The organism is candidate division WOR-3 bacterium, from assembly GCA_039804165.1.
GTDB lineage: Bacteria > Hydrothermota > UBA3072 > UBA3072 > UBA3072 > JAFGHJ01.
Window position 1 is genome coordinate 139548 of sequence record JBDRZZ010000001.1, and the last position, 19100, is coordinate 158647.

Genomic DNA, 19100 nt, shown 5'->3' on the forward strand with positions numbered 1-19100 from the left:
ATTTTTCTCTTGACATATTTTAATATTGTATTATATTTTTAATACAATATTAATGGAGATAGAGAAAGATAAGCCAATTTGGAAGCAGATAGTTAAGGAAGTTAAAGGAAGGATTGTGAGGAAGGAGATTATTCGAGAGCTTCCCGCGGTGAGGGCTTTTGCAGAGGAAATTAGAGTGAATCCGAACACGGTTGCGCGTGCGTATAGGGAATTGGAGAGAGAAGGAGTTGTTGAGAGTTGGGTTGGGAGGGGGACGTGGGTAAAAGAAGGGGTAACAGAGAAACTGAAAGAGAAAATGATTAAAGATGCTGTAGATAAATTTTTAAGGGATCTTATTTCTATAGGGTTATCAAAAAGGGAAATAAAAAAAATAGTGAGGGATTTATATGATAGAGATTAAAAATCTTGTGAAAAGATATGGTTCTATTTATGCAATAAATGGAATTAATCTTAGAGTGGAAGATAATTCTTTTGTTGGTTTGGTTGGCCCAAATGGTAGTGGCAAGACAACGCTTCTTAAACTTATTTTCGGTTTTTTGCGTCCAAGTTATGGAGAGATTAAGGTTGATGGAGAATTTCCTGGTGTAAGGTTGAGAATGAAAGCTGCTTTTTATTCTGAGAACGATTCCGTTTATCAGTGGATGAGGGTGGGAAGTTTAATTAAATGGTATTCAAGTTTCTTTCTTGATTGGAATAGAGAAAAGGAGGAAGAACTTCTTGATTTTTTTAAAATTCCTTCTCGTATGTATGTAGTTCATTTATCAAAAGGATTAAAGGCAAAACTGAGAATGCTCCTTATTCTTTCCAGAGATGCAAAACTCTTTCTTTTTGATGAACCTTTTTCAGGGGTAGATCCTGCTTCAAGAGAGGCAATTGCGGAAGGAATTTTAAAAGCTTATAAGGAGGGCAAGACGTTTATTTTATCTACTCATATAGTGAGGGATGTAGAGACGCTTTTTGAAAGAACCATATTTATGAAGGAAGGTAACATTTTAATTGATGATGAAACTGATAAACTAAGAGAAGAATATGGAAAATCAGTAGAGGAGATTTTTAGAGAGATTTTTAAATGAAAAAATTATTTAAAAAAGAACTTTTGGGAGAAAAGAACTGGATTATTGGTTTCTGTTGTTTTGTTTTTGGAGTTAATTTTCTTCTTTTCCCTTTAACAAGAATTACTGAAGGGTTTATGGCTATAATGGCAATCTTTTTAACTTTACCTGGTTTCTTTCTTATGTCTCTGGTAAGAGCTTTTCTTATATGGAAGGACGAATGGGACTCAAATACAGGCTTTACTCTTTTCTCTTTACCTGTGAAAGGATATAATTTAGTTTTAAGTAAAATGGGAGTTCTTGGAATAGAAATATTCCTCTATATTCTTTTTGTTTTTTTGGTTCCTTATCTAATATTAAAAGGATATTCTTATAATTTAAAAGTGGATTCTTTGACTTTTTTTAAATTGTGGTTCTTAACTGGTTTTAGGATTTTTCTTTTTGTGCCTTTTGCTATGGTATCATATCTTTTAGGTAGAGTTTTTTCTTTAGGAAGGGGATGGATTACCGCTGGGAGTTTTGTTGGGTTATTGATAATATATTCTCGTTATTTGTATTTTGGAAGAAAGATTTTTTCGAGCCTTCCAGAGGTTTTTATGAAAGTTACTATTATGGGAGATGTTGAAACTTTTAGTTTAAGTTTGGCAACCTTAATGGCTACATTTATATTTAGCGTTTTTCTTACTTTTGCCTCTTGCTTTTTGGTGGAAAAAGTAGAAATTTAGTTTAAAATTAGAAAGGAGGAGAAATGGAAAGTCATATAAAAGCTGTTGGAATAATTCATATAGTTTTTAGCGCTTTATTAATATTACTTGCAATTCTTGTATTCGGAGTGCTCACTTTGGTGGCGAAGTTACCCACTATAAATGAAGAAGCGGTTCGTATTCTTGAGATAATTGCATTGGCTATTTTATGGTTTTTTTTAATTCTTTCTTTACCGGGAATTATTGGAGGAGTGGGTCTTCTAAAATTTCAAGGATGGGCAAGGATTGTTGTTCTTATTTTATCATTTATTGAATTAGTGAAATTTCCTATTGGAACTGCAATTGGGATTTATTCAATATGGGTACTACTGGACAAAAAAACAGAGAAACTTTTTAAAAAGTAAAAAGATTTTAATTTAACTGGGTAAAAGTAGAAGAAAAGACTTTTAAAAATGGAATATAAGAATTTAACCCAAGAGGTAAAGATTCCTGTTCTTGGTCTTGGAACTTGGGAAATTGGAGGTAGGTTAAGTAGAGATACATCAAAGGATAAAGAGGAAATTGATGTTATAAAGAAAGCGATAGAACTTGGATATACTCATATAGATACAGCAGAAATGTATGGAGGAGGTCATTCAGAAGAACTAATTGGAATTGCGATTAAAGATTTTAAAAGAGAATCTCTTTTTATCACAACAAAAGTTTCTCCGGAAAATCTTCGTTACAATGATGTAATTAAATCCGCAGAAAAAAGTTTAAATAGGCTTAAAACTGATTATATAGACTTGTATTTAATCCATGTTCCAAATCCTAAGATTCCTATAAAAGAAACAATGAGAGCAATGAATTTCTTAGTTAAGCGGAAGATCATAAAATTTATCGGTGTGAGTAATTTTGGGGTAGAGCAATTGAAAGAAGCTCAAAGTTATTCTGAAAATAAAATTGTAAATAACCAGATAGAGTATAATCTTCTTACTAGACTTAAAGGTATGTATAACGATAATATAGAGTCGGAAATAATCCCTTATTGTCAGGAAAATAATATCATTATAACAGCGTGGAGACCTTTAGCCAAAGGTAAATTAATAGAAGGAAGATTCCAATTGTTAGAAGAGTTGGAAAGAAAATATAATAAAACAAGGGCTCAAATAGCAATAAATTGGTTAATTGGGAAAAAGAATATAATCACAATTCCAAAATCTACAAACATAGAGCATCTAAAGGAAAATTTAGGATCTCTTGGTTGGAGACTTAGTGAAGAAGACAATAAACGGTTGGATGAAGAGTTTTTATGAAAATTGGTTGCTTAGTAGGAAGGAAACGCTTGACAAAATCTCAATATTTTATATTTTTTGTATAGATGGCCCCATCGTCTAGTCTGGTCTAGGATATATGGTTCTCAGCCATAAGACAGGGGTTCAAATCCCCTTGGGGCTATTTATCTTGGGGAGTCGTCTAATGGCAAGACCCAGGACTCTGGATCCTGTTATCGGGGTTCGAATCCCTGCTCCCCAGCCAATTGAAAAATTCATATCTTAGATTGAAAGTATTGACTTTTATTTTTTAAATATTATTTTGTTTCAATCAAAGGGAGTTTTTAAAAGGAGGTATAATTTGGCAATTTCAGAAATTAAGCCATCAGATTTGTTTAAAAGATATGCAGGTAACCCAATATTGACTGCGAACGAATGGCCTTATTCTGTTAATTCCGTTTTTAACCCTGGAGCTACAATTTTTAATGGAGAGACGTATCTTTTGGTAAGGGCGGAAGATCATAGAGGTTTTTCCCATCTTACACTTGCAAAAAGTAAAGATGGGGTAACAAACTGGCATATCGATAATGAACCAACGCTGGATTATTATAAAGGTCATCCTGAAGAAAAATGGGGCCTTGAGGATCCAAGAATTGTTTGGCTTGAAGATTTGGAAAAGTATGCAATAGTTTATGTTTCTTTTTCTTCTGTGGGACCAAAGGTTTCTTTAGCATTAACAAAAGATTTTCAGGTTTTTGAGAAATTTGGAGCACTTCTTCCGCCTGAGGATAAGGATGCTTCTCTCTTCCCAAGGAAGTTTGATAATAGATTTGTTTTGATTCACCGGCCAATAGTGAGGGGAGAAGCCCACATTTGGATGTCTTTCTCTCCTGATCTCATTCATTGGGGAGATCATAGAGTCCTTTTAGAAAGAAGAGGAGGGTTATGGGATAGTGTGAGAGTTGGATTGGGTCCTCAGCCAATAGAGACTCCTGATGGTTGGCTTATAATATACCATGGGGTTCGTACTACTGCTGCTGGGGCTATTTACAGGGTTGGTCTTGCTTTACTTGATCTTGATGAACCTTGGAAAGTTTTAAGGAGAAGCGAAGAATGGGTTTTTGGACCAAAAGAATCTTATGAGTTTATTGGAGATGTTCCTGGGGTTGTTTTTCCTACAGGGGCTGTGATTAATGGAGATAAAGACGAATTGAGGTTGTATTATGGAGCCGCAGATTCAAGTGTTTGTGTGGCTTTCGCAAGTTTAAAAGAGATTCTTCGTTATTTAAAAAAATGTCCAAGGGAGTAGGGCTTAAACTACCTTTAATCTTTTGAAATCATAAAGATGCCAACAAGGGCAAAGAAATTTGGAAATAAATAGACTCTTTTTTTGAAACCCAAGAAATTTGCTTTTTCTATTTTGATTTTTCTTTCTTTACAGTAATCTATAAAGTCCGAAATACTTAGAAAATGAAGATTAGGAGTATCGTACCAGGAATAAGGAAGAGAAGGAGTAACTGGAGTTTTCCCTTTGAAGAAAATTTGGAATCTCGCTTTATAATGAGCAAAATTTGAAAAACTAATTATTACTTTTTTTCCAACCCTAAGAGCTTCTTCTATTACTTTCTCAGGCTGTTTAACAACTTCTGATAAGCTCTGTTGAAGCACAATATAATCAAAAGATTTGTTTTTGTAATCTGGTAAACCATATTCAATATCTTCATGGAGAACAGGAACTCCTCTTTCTACACATTTGTATATTTTCTTCTCATCTATTTCTATTCCTTGCCCTTTTACATTTTTATTCTTTATTAAGCGTTCAAGGAGTTCACACTCTCCACAACCTAAATCAAGAACAGAGGAACCTTCTTTTATGTAACTACATATTGTTTGAAATTCAAGTTCTCTAATATACCTTAACATATCAACTTTCTTTAACCACTCTTTCTAAGAAATGTTTGATTAATTTAGTTTCTTCTTCTACTTCAAGCAAAAATGCATCATGCCCATAAGTGGAATGAATTTCACAAAAAGTTGTATCTATCCCTGCAACTTTACATGCTTTCACAATTTCCTTAGATTGATAAGTAGGATAAAGCCAATCGGATTTAAAAGAGAGGACCAAAACTTTTGCTTTTACCCCATAAAGAAATTCTGCTAAGTTCCTTCCTCTTGAGGCATCAAAGCAATCTATTGCTTTTGTTATATAAAGATAAGAATTAGCATCAAACCTTTTTACAAAATTACTCCCTCTATAATGAAGGTAATTTTCCACTTCAAAACCTGTATTGAATTTGTGCTTACCTTTCTCTTTTCTAATTCTTCTGCCAAATTTTTCCATCATTGATTTATCACTCATATATGTTATATGTCCTACCATTCTAGCAAGAGCAAGTCCAGAAACAGGTCTTTTCTTTCCATAATAATCTCCGTTATTCCAAGCTGGATCAGAAATTATAGAGACTCTACCTACTTCATTAAAAGCTATTTGCTGTGGAGAGTGTCTGATTGCAGAGGCTATTATTATTGCGCTTTTAATTCTTTCAGGATAATTAGTTAACCAAGATAGAGCTTGCATTCCTCCCATTGATCCTCCTGCAACCGAGAGTAATTTTTGAATACCAAGATAATTAACTAGTTCTTTTTGGACTTTTACCATATCATTGATGCTTATAATAGGGAAGTCTAACCCATAAGGTTTTCCTGTTTCAGGATTTATAGAAGAAGGTCCAGTAGTTCCTGCGCAGCCTCCTAAGACATTGGAGCAAATCACAAAAAACTTATCCGTATCAAAAGCCTTTCCAGGACCAACCATTGAGTCCCACCAACCAGGCTTCTTATCTCCTTTATGGTATCCTGCAACATGAGCATCTCCGGAAAAGGCGTGGGTTATAAGAATGGCGTTTGATTTTTCCTTATTTAAGGTTCCGTAGGTTTCATAAGCTACTGTAATTGGTCCAAGTCTTTCACCACTTTCTAGTCTTAACTTTTTAGGAGGGTGGGCAAAAGTATAATACTTGGTTTCAACAATTCCAATACTTTTACTTTTTCTCATTTTGTGGCCTTTCGAAGAGCTCTGTCAAGGTCTTCTTTTATGTCTTCTATATTTTCTAAACCTATTGATAGACGAATGTAATCTTCTGTTACTCCTGTTGCCAATTGTTCTTTTTTTGTTAATTGTTGGTGAGTTGTGGAAGCAGGATGAATTACAAGGCTTTTTGCATCTCCTATATTTGCAAGATGGGAAAACAATTTTAGAGACTCAATAAATTTTTTACCTGCTTTTATTCCACCTTTTATTCCGAATCCTACCAGACCTCCATATTTACCATTTAAATATTTTTTTGCTGTTTTGTGACTTGGATGCTCAGGAAGTCCTGGATAATTAACCCACTTAACAGCTGGATGATTCTTTAGAAATTCTGCAACAGCAAGTGCATTTTCACAATGGCGGGCCATCCTTAGATGAAGTGTTTCAAGCCCTTGTAGAAATAAAAAAGCATTAAATGGACTTAAACAAGGCCCTAAATCTCTTAAAAGGTGATACCTTATTTTTGTGATAAATGCAATATTACCAAATTCTTTCCAGAAACTTATTCCGTGATAACTTGGATCTGGATCAACAAACTGGGGAAATCTTCCGTTATCCCAGTTGAATTTTCCAGAGTCCACAATCACTCCTCCAATTGATGTCCCATGTCCACCAATCCATTTTGTGGCGGAATGAACAATTATATCGGCTCCGTAGTCTATAGGTCGAGTAATTCCAATTCCAGCAGTGTTGTCAACCACTAAAGGAATTCCTTCTTTATGGGCTATTTTTGCAATTTCTTCAAAATCTGGCACATCAAGTTTTGGATTGCCAATTGTTTCAACATATAATAATTTTGTTTTCTTTGTTATTGCTTTTTTAAATTCTTCTGGTTTTGACGAATCAACAAAAGTAGTCTTTCTACCTAATTTTGGGAGAGTATGGTTTAGTAATTGATAAGTTCCTCCATAAAGATTATTTCCCGCCACAATCTCTTCGCCTAATTCTGTGAGTCCTAAAAAAGTAAGAGTTTCAGCCGCTTGTCCAGAAGCCACAGCTAAAGCTCCTTTTCCTCCTTCTATATCAGCCATTCTTTTTTCAAAGACTTCCACAGTTGGATTTGAGATTCGAGAATATATATGTCCTTCTTCTTTAAGTTCAAATAAATTTGCTGCATGTTGAGTATCTTTAAAGACAAAAGAAGAGGTTTGGTAAATAGGAACAGCTCTTGCCCCTACTTCTTTATCTACTTTTTCTTGTCCTGAATGTAAATTAATGGTTTCCGGTTTTCTTTTTGACATTTTCCTCTTTTAGATATATTAGTTTTTATTGATTAATTAGCAAGTCCTAAAAATTATCTTGAATTATTTTGCCTTTCTCCAAATATTAGAGTTCCTATTCTTATCATATTTGCACCTTCTTCAATTGCAATTTTATAGGAGTTACTCATTCCCATTGATAGGATTTCCATTTTAGAATTTATCGTTTGGACATCTTTTAGTTTTTCGAAAATTTTTCTTGTTGAGACAAAATAAGGTCTTATTTTTGAAGGCTCTTTTTCAAGAGGACCCATTGTCATAAGACCTCTAATTTCTATATATCTTAAATTTTCCATTTGAAGTAATGCTTCTTTTATGACTTCGAATTCAGGCATAAAGCCTGTTTTTGTTTTTTCTTTTGCGCTATTTATCTCTAAAAGGATTGGAACCATCACTCTTCCTGTTTCTTCAACTCTTTTATCAATTTGAATTGCTTTTTCCACAGAGTCTACTGTCTGAATTAGGTCGAAAATAGATAGAGCTTTATTTATTTTGTTTGTCTGAAGATGGCCAATTAGGTGCCATTTTACTTTAAGGGCAAGATCCCCTAATTCTTCATATTTTTTTAGAGCCTCTGGATAAACGTAATTTTCTCCTATATGTTCTGCCCCTGCTTCAATAACTTCTGAGATCTCTTTCACACTCCTTGCTTTTGTAGCCACAACTATTTTTATATCTTCTTTAATAGAATCGCGGAGTTTTTTGTAGTTATCTCCAATCCTACCCATTTTTAATCTCCTTTTTTAAATTTCGCAAGAAAAATTTATTTTTTCTAAATTTCACCATCCTTATTTCTCCCTCTTTAATTAAATTTTCTACAAGACTCCAATCCTTATTTGCTTTTTTGAGGATTTTTTGGACGTCTTCTTCTTTTAGAGGATGAACTGATGTAATATTAAGAATTTCTTCTTGAACATTGCTTATCTTTGGAAATCCATGTTCTGAAAAACCTGTTAGGAGTTCAGGATTAAGATTTTTCTTTAGGAAAATATCATAGGCAGTTTTAATTATCTCTTTTTTTGGTATTTTTATCGTTTTAACAGCAGGGGGTCTTGTGGGAACCGAAATATAAACCTTCTCTCTCTTTATCTTAGAAATGAAATCAGCAGTCTCTTCTATTTGTTCTTTATTAGTATTTATTCCTTCAACTAACATGGTTTCGGTGTTAAGACTTCCTTTATATTTATCGCTAAACTCTAAAATTCCCTCAAGGATTTCTTTAAGATTTAAATCTGGATGTGGGCGATTTATCTTTTTCCATATTTTCTCGTCCACTGTGTCAATTTTAATGGAAATCCAATTTGCTTTTAGCAAGTCTTCTTGCACATCTTTTAAATTTATAAGAGAGGAGTTGGTAAATACTGCAATTGGTATTTTTATTTCTTTGAGAAGCTCTATTTCTTTCCCTAAGTTTATGTCCAAAGTAGGTTCTCCATCTGAGACGAAACTTAAGAAATTAATTTCTTCTTTTCTTTTTCTTAATTCTGAAATTTTCTTAAGAACTTGAGTTTGAATTTCTTCTATTTTATAAAATTCTTTTCTTTCTTTAGAGAGAAGATAAGTTTCTCCTATTTGGCAATAAATGCAAGAATAAGAGCATATTTTAGGAGGAATATTATTTATTCCTAAACTCTTTCCCACTCTTCTTGAAGGGATAGGTCCAAATACTATTCTATTCTTCATCTTCTTCTAATCGCATATACTTTTTCTGTCTTTTCTGGAGTTTTTTTATTAACTCATGTTCAAATATTTCTCCAGAATAAAATCCAACACCTTTTCCCAAGTAATCTATTGCGATTACTTCTGCAATGGTTGCGATATTTTTTCCAGGAATTAGAGGAATTGTTATTTTTGGAATAGGCACACCTAATATTTCTGTTTCTTCCATTTCAAGACCTGTTCTTGTATAATCTTTACTTTTTTCCCACCTTACTAAGTCTAATTGCATTTCTACTCTTTTTTTCATTCTTATTGCTTTTACTCCAAAAAGTGCTGCCACATTTAGGATTCCTACTCCTCGTATTTCAATATTATGTCGTAGGATATTTTCTTTTTCTTTCTCTTCGCCAAAAAGAACGTCTCTTTTTCTTTTTATACAGACGATATCATCAGCAACGAGACGATGGCCTCTGTTTACTAAATCTAAAGCCAACTCGCTTTTTCCCATTCCGCTTTCTCCGGTAATAAGAAGCCCTATCCCAAATACATCAACTAGATCTCCGTGAATATAAACAACGTCTGCTAACCTTTCTTCCAAACAGTATTGAATTATCTCAGAGACTTTGGCAGAAGGAGCATCGGTTCTCATAAGAGGGATTTTTAGTTCTGAACACCCTTTTATTAAAGGAGAAGGGGCCTCATGACCCCATGCTATTACAATTCCTGGGGGATTAAAAGAAAGAAATCTTTCGATTTTCTTTTGGAGTTCTTCTTTATTGAGAGTAGAAAGATAGCCGATATCTCTATTTCCAAGAATTTGGATTGAATCAGCCGGGAAATGTTCTTCATAACCTGCTAAGAGGTATCCCGGTCTACTAATGTATTTTTCTGAGACTTTTCTATTTAACCCTTTTTCTCCAGCAATTATTTCTATATTAATATAACTCTTTACATCCTCGATTAACTCTTTAATTGTTATTTCATTTTTTCCCATGATGGTTAATTATTTTCTCCTCCACTTTTTTGAATTGTCTTATGATTTTATCAAAAGCTTCTGTAACAGTCTTAAAATCGTCTTCTCCTTCGGCTTTTGCATTTATTTTTTTGTGGTTCATTGATAGATTTATTTCTGTTTTCTTTCTACTTCCCTCGCTATCTATTATTATTTCAAGATGATTTATCCACTTTGAAAATCTTGCGAGTTTTTTAAGTTTTTTTGCTATGTGTTCTTCCAATTCCTTGGTTGGTTCAAAATGTCGGGTTATTAATTTGTAGTCCATAAATCCTCCTTTTTTAAAAAAGTGTGTTTTTTAAATTCTCTTTTCTCTTCAGGATGATCTTTATTGTAATGGAGGCCTCTGGATTCTTTTCTTGTTATAGCTGATTTTGTGATTAGGTAAGCTACTGTAGCGAGAGAGCGTAGTTCTATTAAATCTTTTGAAAGGCTACTTGTTTTATACAAATCTTCAATTTCTTCTAAGTACAATTCGAATCTTCTTAAGGCTCTATTTAAAAGATAGTCTCTTCTTACAATCCCTACGTAATCCCACATTGTTTGTTTTATTTCTTTTTTTGTGTGAATAGCCAGAACACTTTCTTCCATTATGGCTTTTTTCTTATTTTTAGACCTTTCTTTTTTAGGAAAAGTTTCGTTCTTCCATTCTTCTACTATACTAGCAGCTCTTTTTGAAAAAACTAAAGCCTCAAGCAAAGAATTACTTGCAAGCCTATTTGCTCCGTGAACTCCAGTGAAGGCCACTTCTCCAGCTGCAAGAAGTCCTTTTAAGTCTGTTCTTCCATATAGGTCCGTCCAAATCCCTCCACACATATAATGAGCTGCCGGAACAACAGGTATTGGTTGTTTTGTAATGTCAATTGAATATTTAAGGCATTCTTTATAAATGTGGGGAAAAGTCTTCTTTATAAATTCTGGGTCTTTATGGGAAATGTCAAGCAAAACATACTCATATCCCTTTTCTTTTAAGACATAGTCACAAGCACGAGCCACTACATCTCTTGGAGCAAGTTCCAGTCTTGGATCAAATTCTTTCATAAATCTATTCCCTTCAAGGTCCAAAAGAATTCCTCCTTCTCCACGAATAGCTTCTGAGATTAAGAATTGTCTTTCCCCATGGGTTGGCGTCCATAAAGTTGTTGGGTGAAATTGAAAAAATTCCATATTCACAATTCTGCATCCAGCATTATATGCAAGAGTTATCCCATCCCCAGTTGCAACTGAAGGATTAGAGGTATATTGATAGACTTGACCTGCACCTCCTGTAGCAAGGAAGGTTACTTTTCCAAGAACCTGGATGATTTCTCCTGTAGATACATCTAAGGCATAGGCGCCTTGAACACTATTATTTTCTTTAATGAGTTCAAAAGCAATGTGATGTTCAAAAATTCTTATATTTGAATGTCTTTTTATTACCGACATTAATTTTCTTTCTATTTCTCTTCCTGTTAGGTCCCCAGAGTGGACAATTCTTCTATGGGAATGTCCTCCTTCCATCCACAGCTCAATTTTTTGGTTTTCGTCTTTTGAAAATTCAACACCCCAATTAATCAAATCTTCTAAAACCGAGGGGCCTTCTTTAACCATAACTTCAACAGCTTCCTTTATGCAAAGTCCTGCTCCAACTTTGCAGGTATCTTCAATATGCGAAGAGAAGGAATCTTTGCTATCTAAAACAACAGCTATTCCTCCTTGAGCGTAATTTGTGTTGGCTTCCGTTCTTTCTTTTTTTGTAAGAATAAGAACATTCCCCTTTTCGGAAACTCTAAGAGCAAAATTTAAAGCTGAGATCCCGCTTCCTATTATTAAGAAGTCGGTTTCTATCCTTTTTGTCTCCATATGTGAGCACCTAATCTCCTTAATCTTTCTTCAATGCTTTCGTAACCTCTATCAATATGGTAAACCCTGCTTATTTCTGTAATTCCTTGTGCTGATAAACCTGCTAAAACAAGAGCAGCAGAAGCTCTGAGATCCGAAGCCATAACTTTTGCACCATATAGAGAAGGGACTCCTTTTACAATAGCACAGTCACCTTCCTTTTTTATATTTGCTCCCATTCTGACCAATTCAGAAATGTGCATAAATCTGTCTTCAAAAATTGTTTCTTTTATAACCGAGATACCGTCCGAGAGGGAAAGAAGGGCTGTAAATTGTGCTTGCATATCTGTTGGGAAACCAGGGAAAGGAGCTGTTTCTATATCTGTACTTTGGATTTCTTTTTCCATTTTTATTCCAATACCATCTTTTTCTATAATTATTTTTGCTCCGATTTCTTGTAGCTTCTTCAAGATAGATTGAAGATGGATTGGGATTGCACCCTTTAGGAACACATCACCCTTTGTTATTGCTGCGCCCACGGCAAAAGTTCCGGCTTCAATCCTATCTGGAATGACTTTATATTTGCAACCGTGAAGTTTTTTTACTCCTCTTATTTCTATTCTCCTTGTCCCATGACCTTTTATGTTTGCCCCACATTTATTTAGGAAGTTAGCAACATCTTCAACCTCTGGTTCCATTGCAGCTCCCTCAATAATTGTTTTTCCTGAAGAAAGAGTTGCTGCTGTCATCACGTTTATTGTTGCGCCAACTGATGGTCCATTTGGTCCTTCTAAGAAAATTCTTTTTCCTTTTAATCCATTTGCATAGGCATCTATATATCCTTGAGTGATTGAAATCTCTGCTCCTAATTCTCTAAGCCCTTTTATATGTAGATCCACAGGCCTTGTTCCAATCGCACAACCTCCAGGAAGAGAAACAAGAGCTCTCCCAATTCTGGCAATTAAAGGTCCAAGAACATAATAACTTGCTCTCATCTGGCTTACTAATTCATATGGAGCTTCATAACCAACAGCTCCTCTTGTGTCTATTTTTACCGTATTTTTTTCTATCTTTACTGAAGCCCCAAGGACCTCAAGAAGTTTTTTTATGGTGAAAATGTCTCTTACCATAGGGACATTTTCTATTAAGAATTCGTCTTCACAGAGTAGTGTTGCGGCAAGAATTGGAAGGGAAGAATTTTTTGCTCCTTTTATTTCTACTTCTCCTTCTAATCTATATCCACCTTCTATAATTAGCTTATCCATTCTTTTTAAGAAATTTTGAAATATCGTTAAGAGGGTAAGAATTTATAACCGCCTCAGCAGGAATCCAAGCTCTTCTTGCTATTCCAATTCCTAATTTTATCCATCTAAACATATCAAAATTGTGAGCGTCTGTATTTATACAAAATTTTATTCCTCTTTTATAAGCTTCTCTTGAATTTATTTCATCTAAGTCTAATCTATCATAGTAAGCATTTATTTCAAGGATCTTTCCTTTTTCTTTTGCTTTTTCCATTACCCTATCTAAGTCAACTTTGTATCCTGTTCTACTTGAGATTAAACGACCTGTTGGATGTGCTAAGATTGTAAGATAGGGATTTTCCAAAGCTCTTTCCATTCTTTCAGTTACATTCTTTTTGAATCCTGTATGAATAGCCCCTATTACAAAATCAAGTTTTTCTAATAGCTTGTCTTCAAAATCAAGAGAACCATCAGGTAAAATGTCACTTTCTATACCTTTTAATATTTTAAAATCTTTTGTTTGTTCGTTTAATTGGTCTATTTCATCTATTTGGCGTTTTAGCTCATCTTCTTTTATTCCTTTTGCATAAGAAGCTGATTTTGAGTGGTCAGAGATGCCTATATAGGAATAACCAAGATTTTTTGCGAATAGAGCGAGTTCTTTAATACTATTTTGCCCATCCGAGTAATCACTGTGAATGTGTAGGTCTCCTTTTATTTCAGTGTAGTCTATTATGGATGGTAAGCTATTATTGAGAGCTAATTCAACCTCTCCTCTGTCTTCTCTAAGTTCAGGGGGAATAAATTCCATTTTTAATAGTTCGTATATCTCTTCTTCAGTTTTCCCTGCTACCATTTCCTCTCCTCTAAAAACGCCATATTCGTTAATTTTTAATCCCAATTTCATTGCCAAACTTCTTATTTTAACGTTATGATCTTTTGAGCCTGTGAAATACAAAAGAGCTGCTCCGTAAGAAGAAGGAGAAACGATTCTGAGATCCATTTGTATATCAAGACCCTTTAATAAGACTGAAACTTTGGTTTTCCCTTTTTCTAAGACTTTTTTGATAATAGGAAAGGAAACAAAATTCCTTGCAACTTCTTCAGGATTTTCTGATTCTACAAGAATGTCAATGTCTCCTACAGTTTCTTTCATTCTTCTAAAAGATCCTGCAGGAGAAACTCTTTTAACTGATTTTAATTCTTTTAGTCTTTTTACTACTTCTTCAACAAGGAAAAAAACTTCTCCAAGAGTAAATCTTTTATTCTCACCAATCTTTTCTTCATATAATTTTATATTTTCCAAAATTTTTTCTGCTTTTTTATCGCCAAGACCTTCTACTTTTGCAAAACTTCCATCTTCAATGACTCTTTTAAGATCCTTTAAGTTTTTGACTCCTAATTCCTTATAAAGAGCGTTAATCGTTTTAGGACCTAAATCTCTTATCTGAAGAAGTTCAAAGAGGGATTCAGGTATGTCTTTTGAGACTTCTTCAAGCTTTGTCATTTTTCCTGTTTTTAGATATTCTTCTATTTTTTTTGCAATTCCAGAACCAACACCTTCAATTTCAGTGAGTTTTCCTTCTTTATATATTTTTTCAATGTCTTCTGGTAAATCTTTTATTGCTCTTGCTGCTCTTCTATAAGCGCGAATTTTAAAGAAATCTCCATTTGATAAATCCAGAGCATCAGCGATTTTAAATAGGAGATCTGCAATCTCACGATTCTTCATTTAGTAATATTATAAAAATTCTTTTATGAAAAGTCAAGATTTAAAAAACTTGGTGTAATTTGAAAGAGTTACGAGATTGAAAAAGATAAGTTATCAATAATTGTATTTAAGAGTAAATCCAATAATCTATTTTTAAATAGTTCTATTTTCACCTTCGCAACGCCTTGTTGGTGTAATTTCATGCATTCAAAAGTCTGAATCTGTGTTTTTATTAAATATTCAAATTCTTCTTGGTTGATTTTACCTTCTTCCAAAGCATTTGTCCATATTTTTACATCTTCTTTTAGGGAATCTAAAAATGCTTCGCACTCTTTTTCTGCTTGAATTATGTTTTCTTTTAACAAATCTTTTGCTAATTCAAGAACTTTCTTTTTTAAATCTTCAAATATTACTTCAAAGTTTATCATAAAGATTATTGTTTATAATTTTCAATAAAAGATTGAACTTCTTCTTTCTTAATTTTTTTGCTTTCTAAATCAATGATTAAATTAAAAATCTTTTCTACTTTTATCTTAACTTCATTAATAAAAAAATCATTCAGCCTTTCATTTTTTCTCCATATTTCAATAAACCCATTGAACATCTCTAAAATAATTTCCCACATTTTAGAGGTTTCGTAATTTTTAGGCTTATTTTTCTCGTATTCATATTGTTTTTTTAAGTTCAGTAAAACTTTCTCAATTTGATCTTCATACTTAAGATATTCTTTAGTTCCTTTACCCATTAGCTCCAAGGTTTCTACCTTAGCAGAGATAGTCTCTTTGTATGAATAACTGTCAAAATAGGAGATTGTTGGAGCACATTTAATAAAGAAAATGCTGAAAAAAAGAAAGAAAAAATTTTTCATCTTACTATTTTTGTGGCACCTGATAGAGCATCTATATTAACTGTTGAATCAAACATTGTTTCTAAGGGTGTTTTTTTGGTAACCTTCAAAAGCTTCCAATGACTAATTTTTATAGGTCCTTTAATCAATTCTGGGACATTATAATTTTTAATGTAAGTGTCGTAAAATGTTGGATCTTTTTGTGGCATTAAAAATGGCTTATAGGCATTTCCAAGAGAATCAACATAACTGAAATATAATCTGGAGCAAAGACCATCTTCTCTTTTACTTGCAAAAACAAACCAATGACTATTACTTGACCAACTATGATAGCTTTCGCTTTGTTCGCTATTTATATTGAGTTTCCAATACTTTTTTGTTTTAAGATCCAACATATAAAGATCACTGGATTTAAAATGTATTGAAAAATATCCATAATCACTCATACAGAATAGTAAGAATTTCCCGTTAGGGGAAATTCTTGGGAAAGAAATGCTTTTTCCTGTTTCTTTTGAAGTGAGAACTGGTTCCACTTCCCCCCATTCATTTTTTTCGAAATCATAGGGAATTCGCATAAGATCATATTTCAATTTTAATTCTTCTTTTCTTTTAAATTCTGGGGCACTAGTGAAATATAAATATTTCCCACAAGGGCTCCAGGTCGGTGTATTCTCTAATCTTTTTGTTGAAACTTTTGGGGATGTAGTTATTGTATTTGTTTTTATATTGTAAATAATTATATCAGAAGCCTTATCCCAAACATAAATGCTTTTGTCTTTTTGAGCATGGAATGATTGATATATTTTGTTAACCGAAAATGCAATGAGATTTCCATTTGGATGCCAGGAAGGATAAACCCCAGGAGACATTGTGTATTTTGTGCTAGTGTTTATTTTATTTATGCTACCATTTTTTACTAAAATTGTTCCAGGAAAATCGCCTCTTATATGGAAAATCATTTCCTCAGGGTTATTATTACAAAAAGAATGACAATTTATACAATTATGTTTTATAGCTCTATTTGTGAAAATTGGAGTTTCCTTAAAATTTTCAAGATTGCGCTCATAAATGCCCATTTCCCACCACAAAACATAGCCAGGATTTATTAATCTATAGACTACATAACTATCAATTTCTTCTTTTGCAATTTTGTTCTGAATTGTTTGAAACTTGCTCCATTTATTATTTTTACTTTTCAAGTATATATCTATATATAGCTCTTTTCCCCGATTCTCAGACAAAAGTTTTTTCCATTTTTTTATCGGAATCTTTACAATATTTTTATGGGTTTTTATCCAGATATGCTTTTTATTCTCTCCATAAATATCTATAAAGAATTCTAAACCTTCTTCTTCAATCTTGAAATTTAAAGGGGCGATATTTGGAGGAATAATTATTTCAGTGTAATCAGGGCTAATATGGGGGGGACGGTTATTCTCTATGTAATTTGAAATAGACTTGGTACAACTAAAGACAAGGGTTATTAGGAGTGCTATTATTAATTTACAAAATATCCTCATCGGCTATTTTACTCCTTAATTCAAGTTTTGTTCTTTTGGGGTTAAGATAAAGTAGGTAATACCAATAAGTGTTGTGAAATTCTTTCTCAAGATATTCTTTTGCCTTTTTGTCTCTTTTTGATTTAATTTTAGCTATATTGAAAAGTTTAAATTTTTCAATTGTCTCTGGACTGATTCTCCATTCTTTCATATTGATTTTTGATGGCGCACCAATCATAATTACTAAAATAGCTTCTTCTATATGACGAGGGAGTTTCTTATAACCTAAATTTTTAAATTTATCAAAATATTCCAATAGGTCTCCTAACCTTCCTTCCAGTAAATAATATGCAATTAAGTATTCAAAAGCCATTTTGTTTTTTTCGTCTTGCTTTAATAATTTTATTAGATCAAGATTTGGAGTTTTATTAGTAATGAAGAAATCAAAGTCAGGCCTTTGCATTCTTTTCAATTTAATCAAGCTGTCTTTTTCTATTAAGGATTTGTCAAAAATATAGTTTTTGTAATATTTGGCCCATTTTCTATGTAATATACTTTTATAAAGAAGATCTAAAAATTTCTTTGCGGCCACGTAATTTTCATTTATAATATTAGTTAAAGCCAATCTTTTTAAAACCCTTGGATTATATTTAAATTTTGTCTGAGCCTCATAAGCCATAACTTGAGATGCATTTATATGTCCTAAATCAAAATATAGGTCGCTTGCAGGGATTGCAACTTGACTTGCAATTATTCTGTCAATAAATAAGCCATCACTTCCTAAAAGTTGAGGATAATCAAATAGTGAATCAAGTAATTCTCCTTTATGATATAATGCTCTATTTACATTGAAATTTACAAGCCTATCGTAACTTTTTATACTCTTGGAGATATTTAAGAGTTCTTTCCACTTACCTTTATCTGCGAGGTAATCAATTTGAATTTTCTTTTTTTCTTCTTCTTCAAAAGAGAAATAAAGGATAAGAAATCCAAAAAATATTATAAAGATCGATTGTGCTAATAAACTATGAGGTATTTTTGCCAATAATTTATTTTGCTTTCTCTTTTTGCTTTTTATATATTTCAAATAAACAAAAAGACCAATTTTCAAAATTGGTAAAGAAAGGAAAAACAGATAAAAATATAAACCTGGTTTAAATAGAAAAGGTTCACGATAGAATTCATAAGGAGCAATGTAAAAATAAGCTTCTTTAAGAGTAATTATAAAGAGAAATTTTGCAGCAATGTAAGGGTATAAGAGACATCCTATAAGATTGAAAATAATGTTAATATATTTTCTTCTTTCTTTTGAGAAAAGTATTTCGTGTAAAATAGATAGAGCCACAAAAAATAAAAATACCCATCCTCCTAAGAAATAATAAATTAAAAAAGAAGGAAGAATCATAAATATTCTGTATCTATTTGGAATTTTTATGTAAAGGGAGTAAAAGAGAAGAGCAATAAAGAATTTAAAACTTATTACAAAAGGGAAATTGTAACGGTTTTGTCCGATAAGGTAAAATATAATAGGAAAGAAAGAGAGAATTAAGGAATATTTGAAATCTCCAAATTTTTTAATAAGGTTATAGATAATAATGAAAATAGATAAAGAAAGGATAGAAATTATTATTGACCCAACCAGATTAAAATATAAGAATTGGGAGAAGAATTGAGCAATCCAATCTGATAATCCTCCAGGATACATAATAAATTCTCTCAAGAATGTGTTCTGAAAGAGAAAAATAGGTTGATAAAGATGATAGAATAGAGATGGTTTAAAGACAATGAGAAAGTAAAAAAATATTAAAAGAAAGAAAAAAATAAAAAAGGAATTTGGATTATAGATTAATTCTTTTAACTTCATAATCATTTTAAATTTATTAGGGCTCAGAAAAAAGTCAAGCTTTATGATCAAATTTAAATTGGGTTTCCCAAAGTTGTAAGGCAT

General features: G+C 32.6%; 20 protein-coding genes and 2 tRNA genes. 8 read left to right on the plus strand and 14 right to left on the minus strand.

Features of this window, described 5'->3' with window-relative positions:
- The first annotated feature begins 25 nt into the window (after nucleotides 1–25).
- From ABIN61_00705 to ABIN61_00740, 8 genes are all read left to right on the plus strand, one after another.
- Entirely contained in the window at nucleotides 26–400 is a 375-nt protein-coding gene (locus ABIN61_00705; GenBank protein ID MEO0292729.1) for a GntR family transcriptional regulator, read from the plus strand.
- Nucleotides 387–1073: an ABC transporter ATP-binding protein gene (locus tag ABIN61_00710; protein ID MEO0292730.1), complete on the plus strand. Its 687-nt coding sequence runs from the start codon at nucleotides 387–389 to the stop codon at nucleotides 1071–1073. Before ABIN61_00705 ends, ABIN61_00710 begins: the two co-directional genes overlap by 14 nt.
- Nucleotides 1070–1777 (plus strand): hypothetical protein, encoded by a 708-nt coding sequence (locus ABIN61_00715; protein ID MEO0292731.1) that lies wholly within the window; start codon nucleotides 1070–1072, stop codon nucleotides 1775–1777. Before ABIN61_00710 ends, ABIN61_00715 begins: the two co-directional genes overlap by 4 nt.
- Before the next feature lie 23 nt (nucleotides 1778–1800).
- The gene (locus ABIN61_00720; protein ID MEO0292732.1) at nucleotides 1801–2160 is read left to right on the plus strand and encodes a hypothetical protein; all 360 of its coding nucleotides are present in this window, start codon (nucleotides 1801–1803) and stop codon (nucleotides 2158–2160) included.
- Between the two features lie 48 nt (nucleotides 2161–2208).
- A complete protein-coding gene (locus ABIN61_00725) occupies nucleotides 2209–3051 on the plus strand; it encodes an aldo/keto reductase (protein MEO0292733.1) in 843 nt (280 codons plus the stop codon).
- A 67-nt stretch (nucleotides 3052–3118) separates the two neighbouring features.
- Nucleotides 3119–3193, plus strand: a tRNA-Glu gene (locus tag ABIN61_00730).
- Nucleotides 3194–3200: 7 nt separating this feature from the next.
- Nucleotides 3201–3274, plus strand: a tRNA-Gln gene (locus tag ABIN61_00735).
- A 96-nt stretch (nucleotides 3275–3370) separates the two neighbouring features.
- The gene (locus ABIN61_00740; GenBank protein ID MEO0292734.1) at nucleotides 3371–4318 is read left to right on the plus strand and encodes a glycosidase; all 948 of its coding nucleotides are present in this window, start codon (nucleotides 3371–3373) and stop codon (nucleotides 4316–4318) included.
- 14 nt (nucleotides 4319–4332) lie between these two features.
- Here ABIN61_00740 and metW read toward each other — a convergent pair whose 3' ends face one another.
- The 14 genes from metW to ABIN61_00810 all read right to left on the minus strand — a co-directional run bounded on the left by metW (nucleotide 4333) and on the right by ABIN61_00810 (nucleotide 19100).
- Nucleotides 4333–4932, minus strand: a complete 600-nt coding sequence (gene metW / locus ABIN61_00745) for a methionine biosynthesis protein MetW (GenBank protein ID MEO0292735.1) — start codon at nucleotides 4930–4932, stop codon at nucleotides 4333–4335.
- A 1-nt stretch (nucleotide 4933) separates the two neighbouring features.
- Nucleotides 4934–6064: a homoserine O-acetyltransferase gene (locus ABIN61_00750; protein ID MEO0292736.1), complete on the minus strand. Its 1131-nt coding sequence runs from the start codon at nucleotides 6062–6064 to the stop codon at nucleotides 4934–4936.
- The gene (locus ABIN61_00755) at nucleotides 6061–7341 is read right to left on the minus strand and encodes an O-acetylhomoserine aminocarboxypropyltransferase/cysteine synthase family protein (GenBank protein MEO0292737.1); all 1281 of its coding nucleotides are present in this window, start codon (nucleotides 7339–7341) and stop codon (nucleotides 6061–6063) included. Before ABIN61_00755 ends, ABIN61_00750 begins: the two co-directional genes overlap by 4 nt.
- 53 nt (nucleotides 7342–7394) lie before the next feature.
- Entirely contained in the window at nucleotides 7395–8087 is a 693-nt protein-coding gene (locus ABIN61_00760) for a YggS family pyridoxal phosphate-dependent enzyme (GenBank protein MEO0292738.1), read from the minus strand.
- Nucleotides 8080–9042 (minus strand): radical SAM protein, encoded by a 963-nt coding sequence (locus ABIN61_00765; protein MEO0292739.1) that lies wholly within the window; start codon nucleotides 9040–9042, stop codon nucleotides 8080–8082. Before ABIN61_00765 ends, ABIN61_00760 begins: the two co-directional genes overlap by 8 nt.
- Nucleotides 9032–10012 (minus strand): HPr(Ser) kinase/phosphatase, encoded by a 981-nt coding sequence (hprK, locus tag ABIN61_00770; GenBank protein MEO0292740.1) that lies wholly within the window; start codon nucleotides 10010–10012, stop codon nucleotides 9032–9034. The genes ABIN61_00765 and hprK overlap by 11 nt, the downstream gene beginning before the upstream one ends.
- Nucleotides 9999–10298: a ribosome-associated translation inhibitor RaiA gene (raiA, locus tag ABIN61_00775; protein MEO0292741.1), complete on the minus strand. Its 300-nt coding sequence runs from the start codon at nucleotides 10296–10298 to the stop codon at nucleotides 9999–10001. The genes hprK and raiA overlap by 14 nt, the downstream gene beginning before the upstream one ends.
- The gene (gene nadB, locus ABIN61_00780) at nucleotides 10283–11872 is read right to left on the minus strand and encodes an L-aspartate oxidase (GenBank protein ID MEO0292742.1); all 1590 of its coding nucleotides are present in this window, start codon (nucleotides 11870–11872) and stop codon (nucleotides 10283–10285) included. The genes raiA and nadB overlap by 16 nt, the downstream gene beginning before the upstream one ends.
- A complete protein-coding gene (gene murA, locus ABIN61_00785; protein ID MEO0292743.1) occupies nucleotides 11854–13116 on the minus strand; it encodes a UDP-N-acetylglucosamine 1-carboxyvinyltransferase in 1263 nt (420 codons plus the stop codon). Before murA ends, nadB begins: the two co-directional genes overlap by 19 nt.
- Nucleotides 13109–14827, minus strand: coding sequence for a DNA polymerase/3'-5' exonuclease PolX (gene polX / locus ABIN61_00790; GenBank protein MEO0292744.1), 1719 nt, complete (start codon nucleotides 14825–14827; stop codon nucleotides 13109–13111). The genes murA and polX overlap by 8 nt, the downstream gene beginning before the upstream one ends.
- A 68-nt stretch (nucleotides 14828–14895) precedes the next feature.
- A complete protein-coding gene (locus ABIN61_00795; GenBank protein MEO0292745.1) occupies nucleotides 14896–15234 on the minus strand; it encodes a hypothetical protein in 339 nt (112 codons plus the stop codon).
- 5 nt (nucleotides 15235–15239) lie between these two features.
- Nucleotides 15240–15674 (minus strand): hypothetical protein, encoded by a 435-nt coding sequence (locus ABIN61_00800; GenBank protein MEO0292746.1) that lies wholly within the window; start codon nucleotides 15672–15674, stop codon nucleotides 15240–15242.
- On the minus strand, nucleotides 15671–17173 hold the full coding sequence (locus ABIN61_00805) for a hypothetical protein (protein ID MEO0292747.1): 1503 nt from the start codon (nucleotides 17171–17173) through the stop codon (nucleotides 15671–15673). The genes ABIN61_00800 and ABIN61_00805 overlap by 4 nt, the downstream gene beginning before the upstream one ends.
- Complete coding sequence (locus ABIN61_00810; protein ID MEO0292748.1) at nucleotides 17157–19100, minus strand: DUF6057 family protein; 1944 nt, start codon at nucleotides 19098–19100, stop codon at nucleotides 17157–17159. The genes ABIN61_00805 and ABIN61_00810 overlap by 17 nt, the downstream gene beginning before the upstream one ends.

Coding starts and splice junctions, on each gene's coding strand:
- ABIN61_00800 (MEO0292746.1), bottom strand. CDS start 15,674: ATGAAAAATTTTTTCTTTCTTTTTTTCAGCATTTTCTTTATTAAATGT.
- ABIN61_00750 (MEO0292736.1), bottom strand. CDS start 6,064: ATGAGAAAAAGTAAAAGTATTGGAATTGTTGAAACCAAGTATTATACT.
- ABIN61_00765 (MEO0292739.1), bottom strand. CDS start 9,042: ATGAAGAATAGAATAGTATTTGGACCTATCCCTTCAAGAAGAGTGGGA.
- ABIN61_00805 (MEO0292747.1), bottom strand. CDS start 17,173: ATGAGGATATTTTGTAAATTAATAATAGCACTCCTAATAACCCTTGTC.
- ABIN61_00715 (MEO0292731.1), top strand. CDS start 1,070: ATGAAAAAATTATTTAAAAAAGAACTTTTGGGAGAAAAGAACTGGATT.
- ABIN61_00760 (MEO0292738.1), bottom strand. CDS start 8,087: ATGGGTAGGATTGGAGATAACTACAAAAAACTCCGCGATTCTATTAAA.
- polX (MEO0292744.1), bottom strand. CDS start 14,827: ATGAAGAATCGTGAGATTGCAGATCTCCTATTTAAAATCGCTGATGCT.
- ABIN61_00720 (MEO0292732.1), top strand. CDS start 1,801: ATGGAAAGTCATATAAAAGCTGTTGGAATAATTCATATAGTTTTTAGC.
- ABIN61_00710 (MEO0292730.1), top strand. CDS start 387: ATGATAGAGATTAAAAATCTTGTGAAAAGATATGGTTCTATTTATGCA.
- metW (MEO0292735.1), bottom strand. CDS start 4,932: ATGTTAAGGTATATTAGAGAACTTGAATTTCAAACAATATGTAGTTAC.
- ABIN61_00755 (MEO0292737.1), bottom strand. CDS start 7,341: ATGTCAAAAAGAAAACCGGAAACCATTAATTTACATTCAGGACAAGAA.
- raiA (MEO0292741.1), bottom strand. CDS start 10,298: ATGGACTACAAATTAATAACCCGACATTTTGAACCAACCAAGGAATTG.
- hprK (MEO0292740.1), bottom strand. CDS start 10,012: ATGGGAAAAAATGAAATAACAATTAAAGAGTTAATCGAGGATGTAAAG.
- ABIN61_00795 (MEO0292745.1), bottom strand. CDS start 15,234: ATGATAAACTTTGAAGTAATATTTGAAGATTTAAAAAAGAAAGTTCTT.
- ABIN61_00810 (MEO0292748.1), bottom strand. CDS start 19,100: ATGCCTTACAACTTTGGGAAACCCAATTTAAATTTGATCATAAAGCTT.
- murA (MEO0292743.1), bottom strand. CDS start 13,116: ATGGATAAGCTAATTATAGAAGGTGGATATAGATTAGAAGGAGAAGTA.
- ABIN61_00725 (MEO0292733.1), top strand. CDS start 2,209: ATGGAATATAAGAATTTAACCCAAGAGGTAAAGATTCCTGTTCTTGGT.
- nadB (MEO0292742.1), bottom strand. CDS start 11,872: ATGGAGACAAAAAGGATAGAAACCGACTTCTTAATAATAGGAAGCGGG.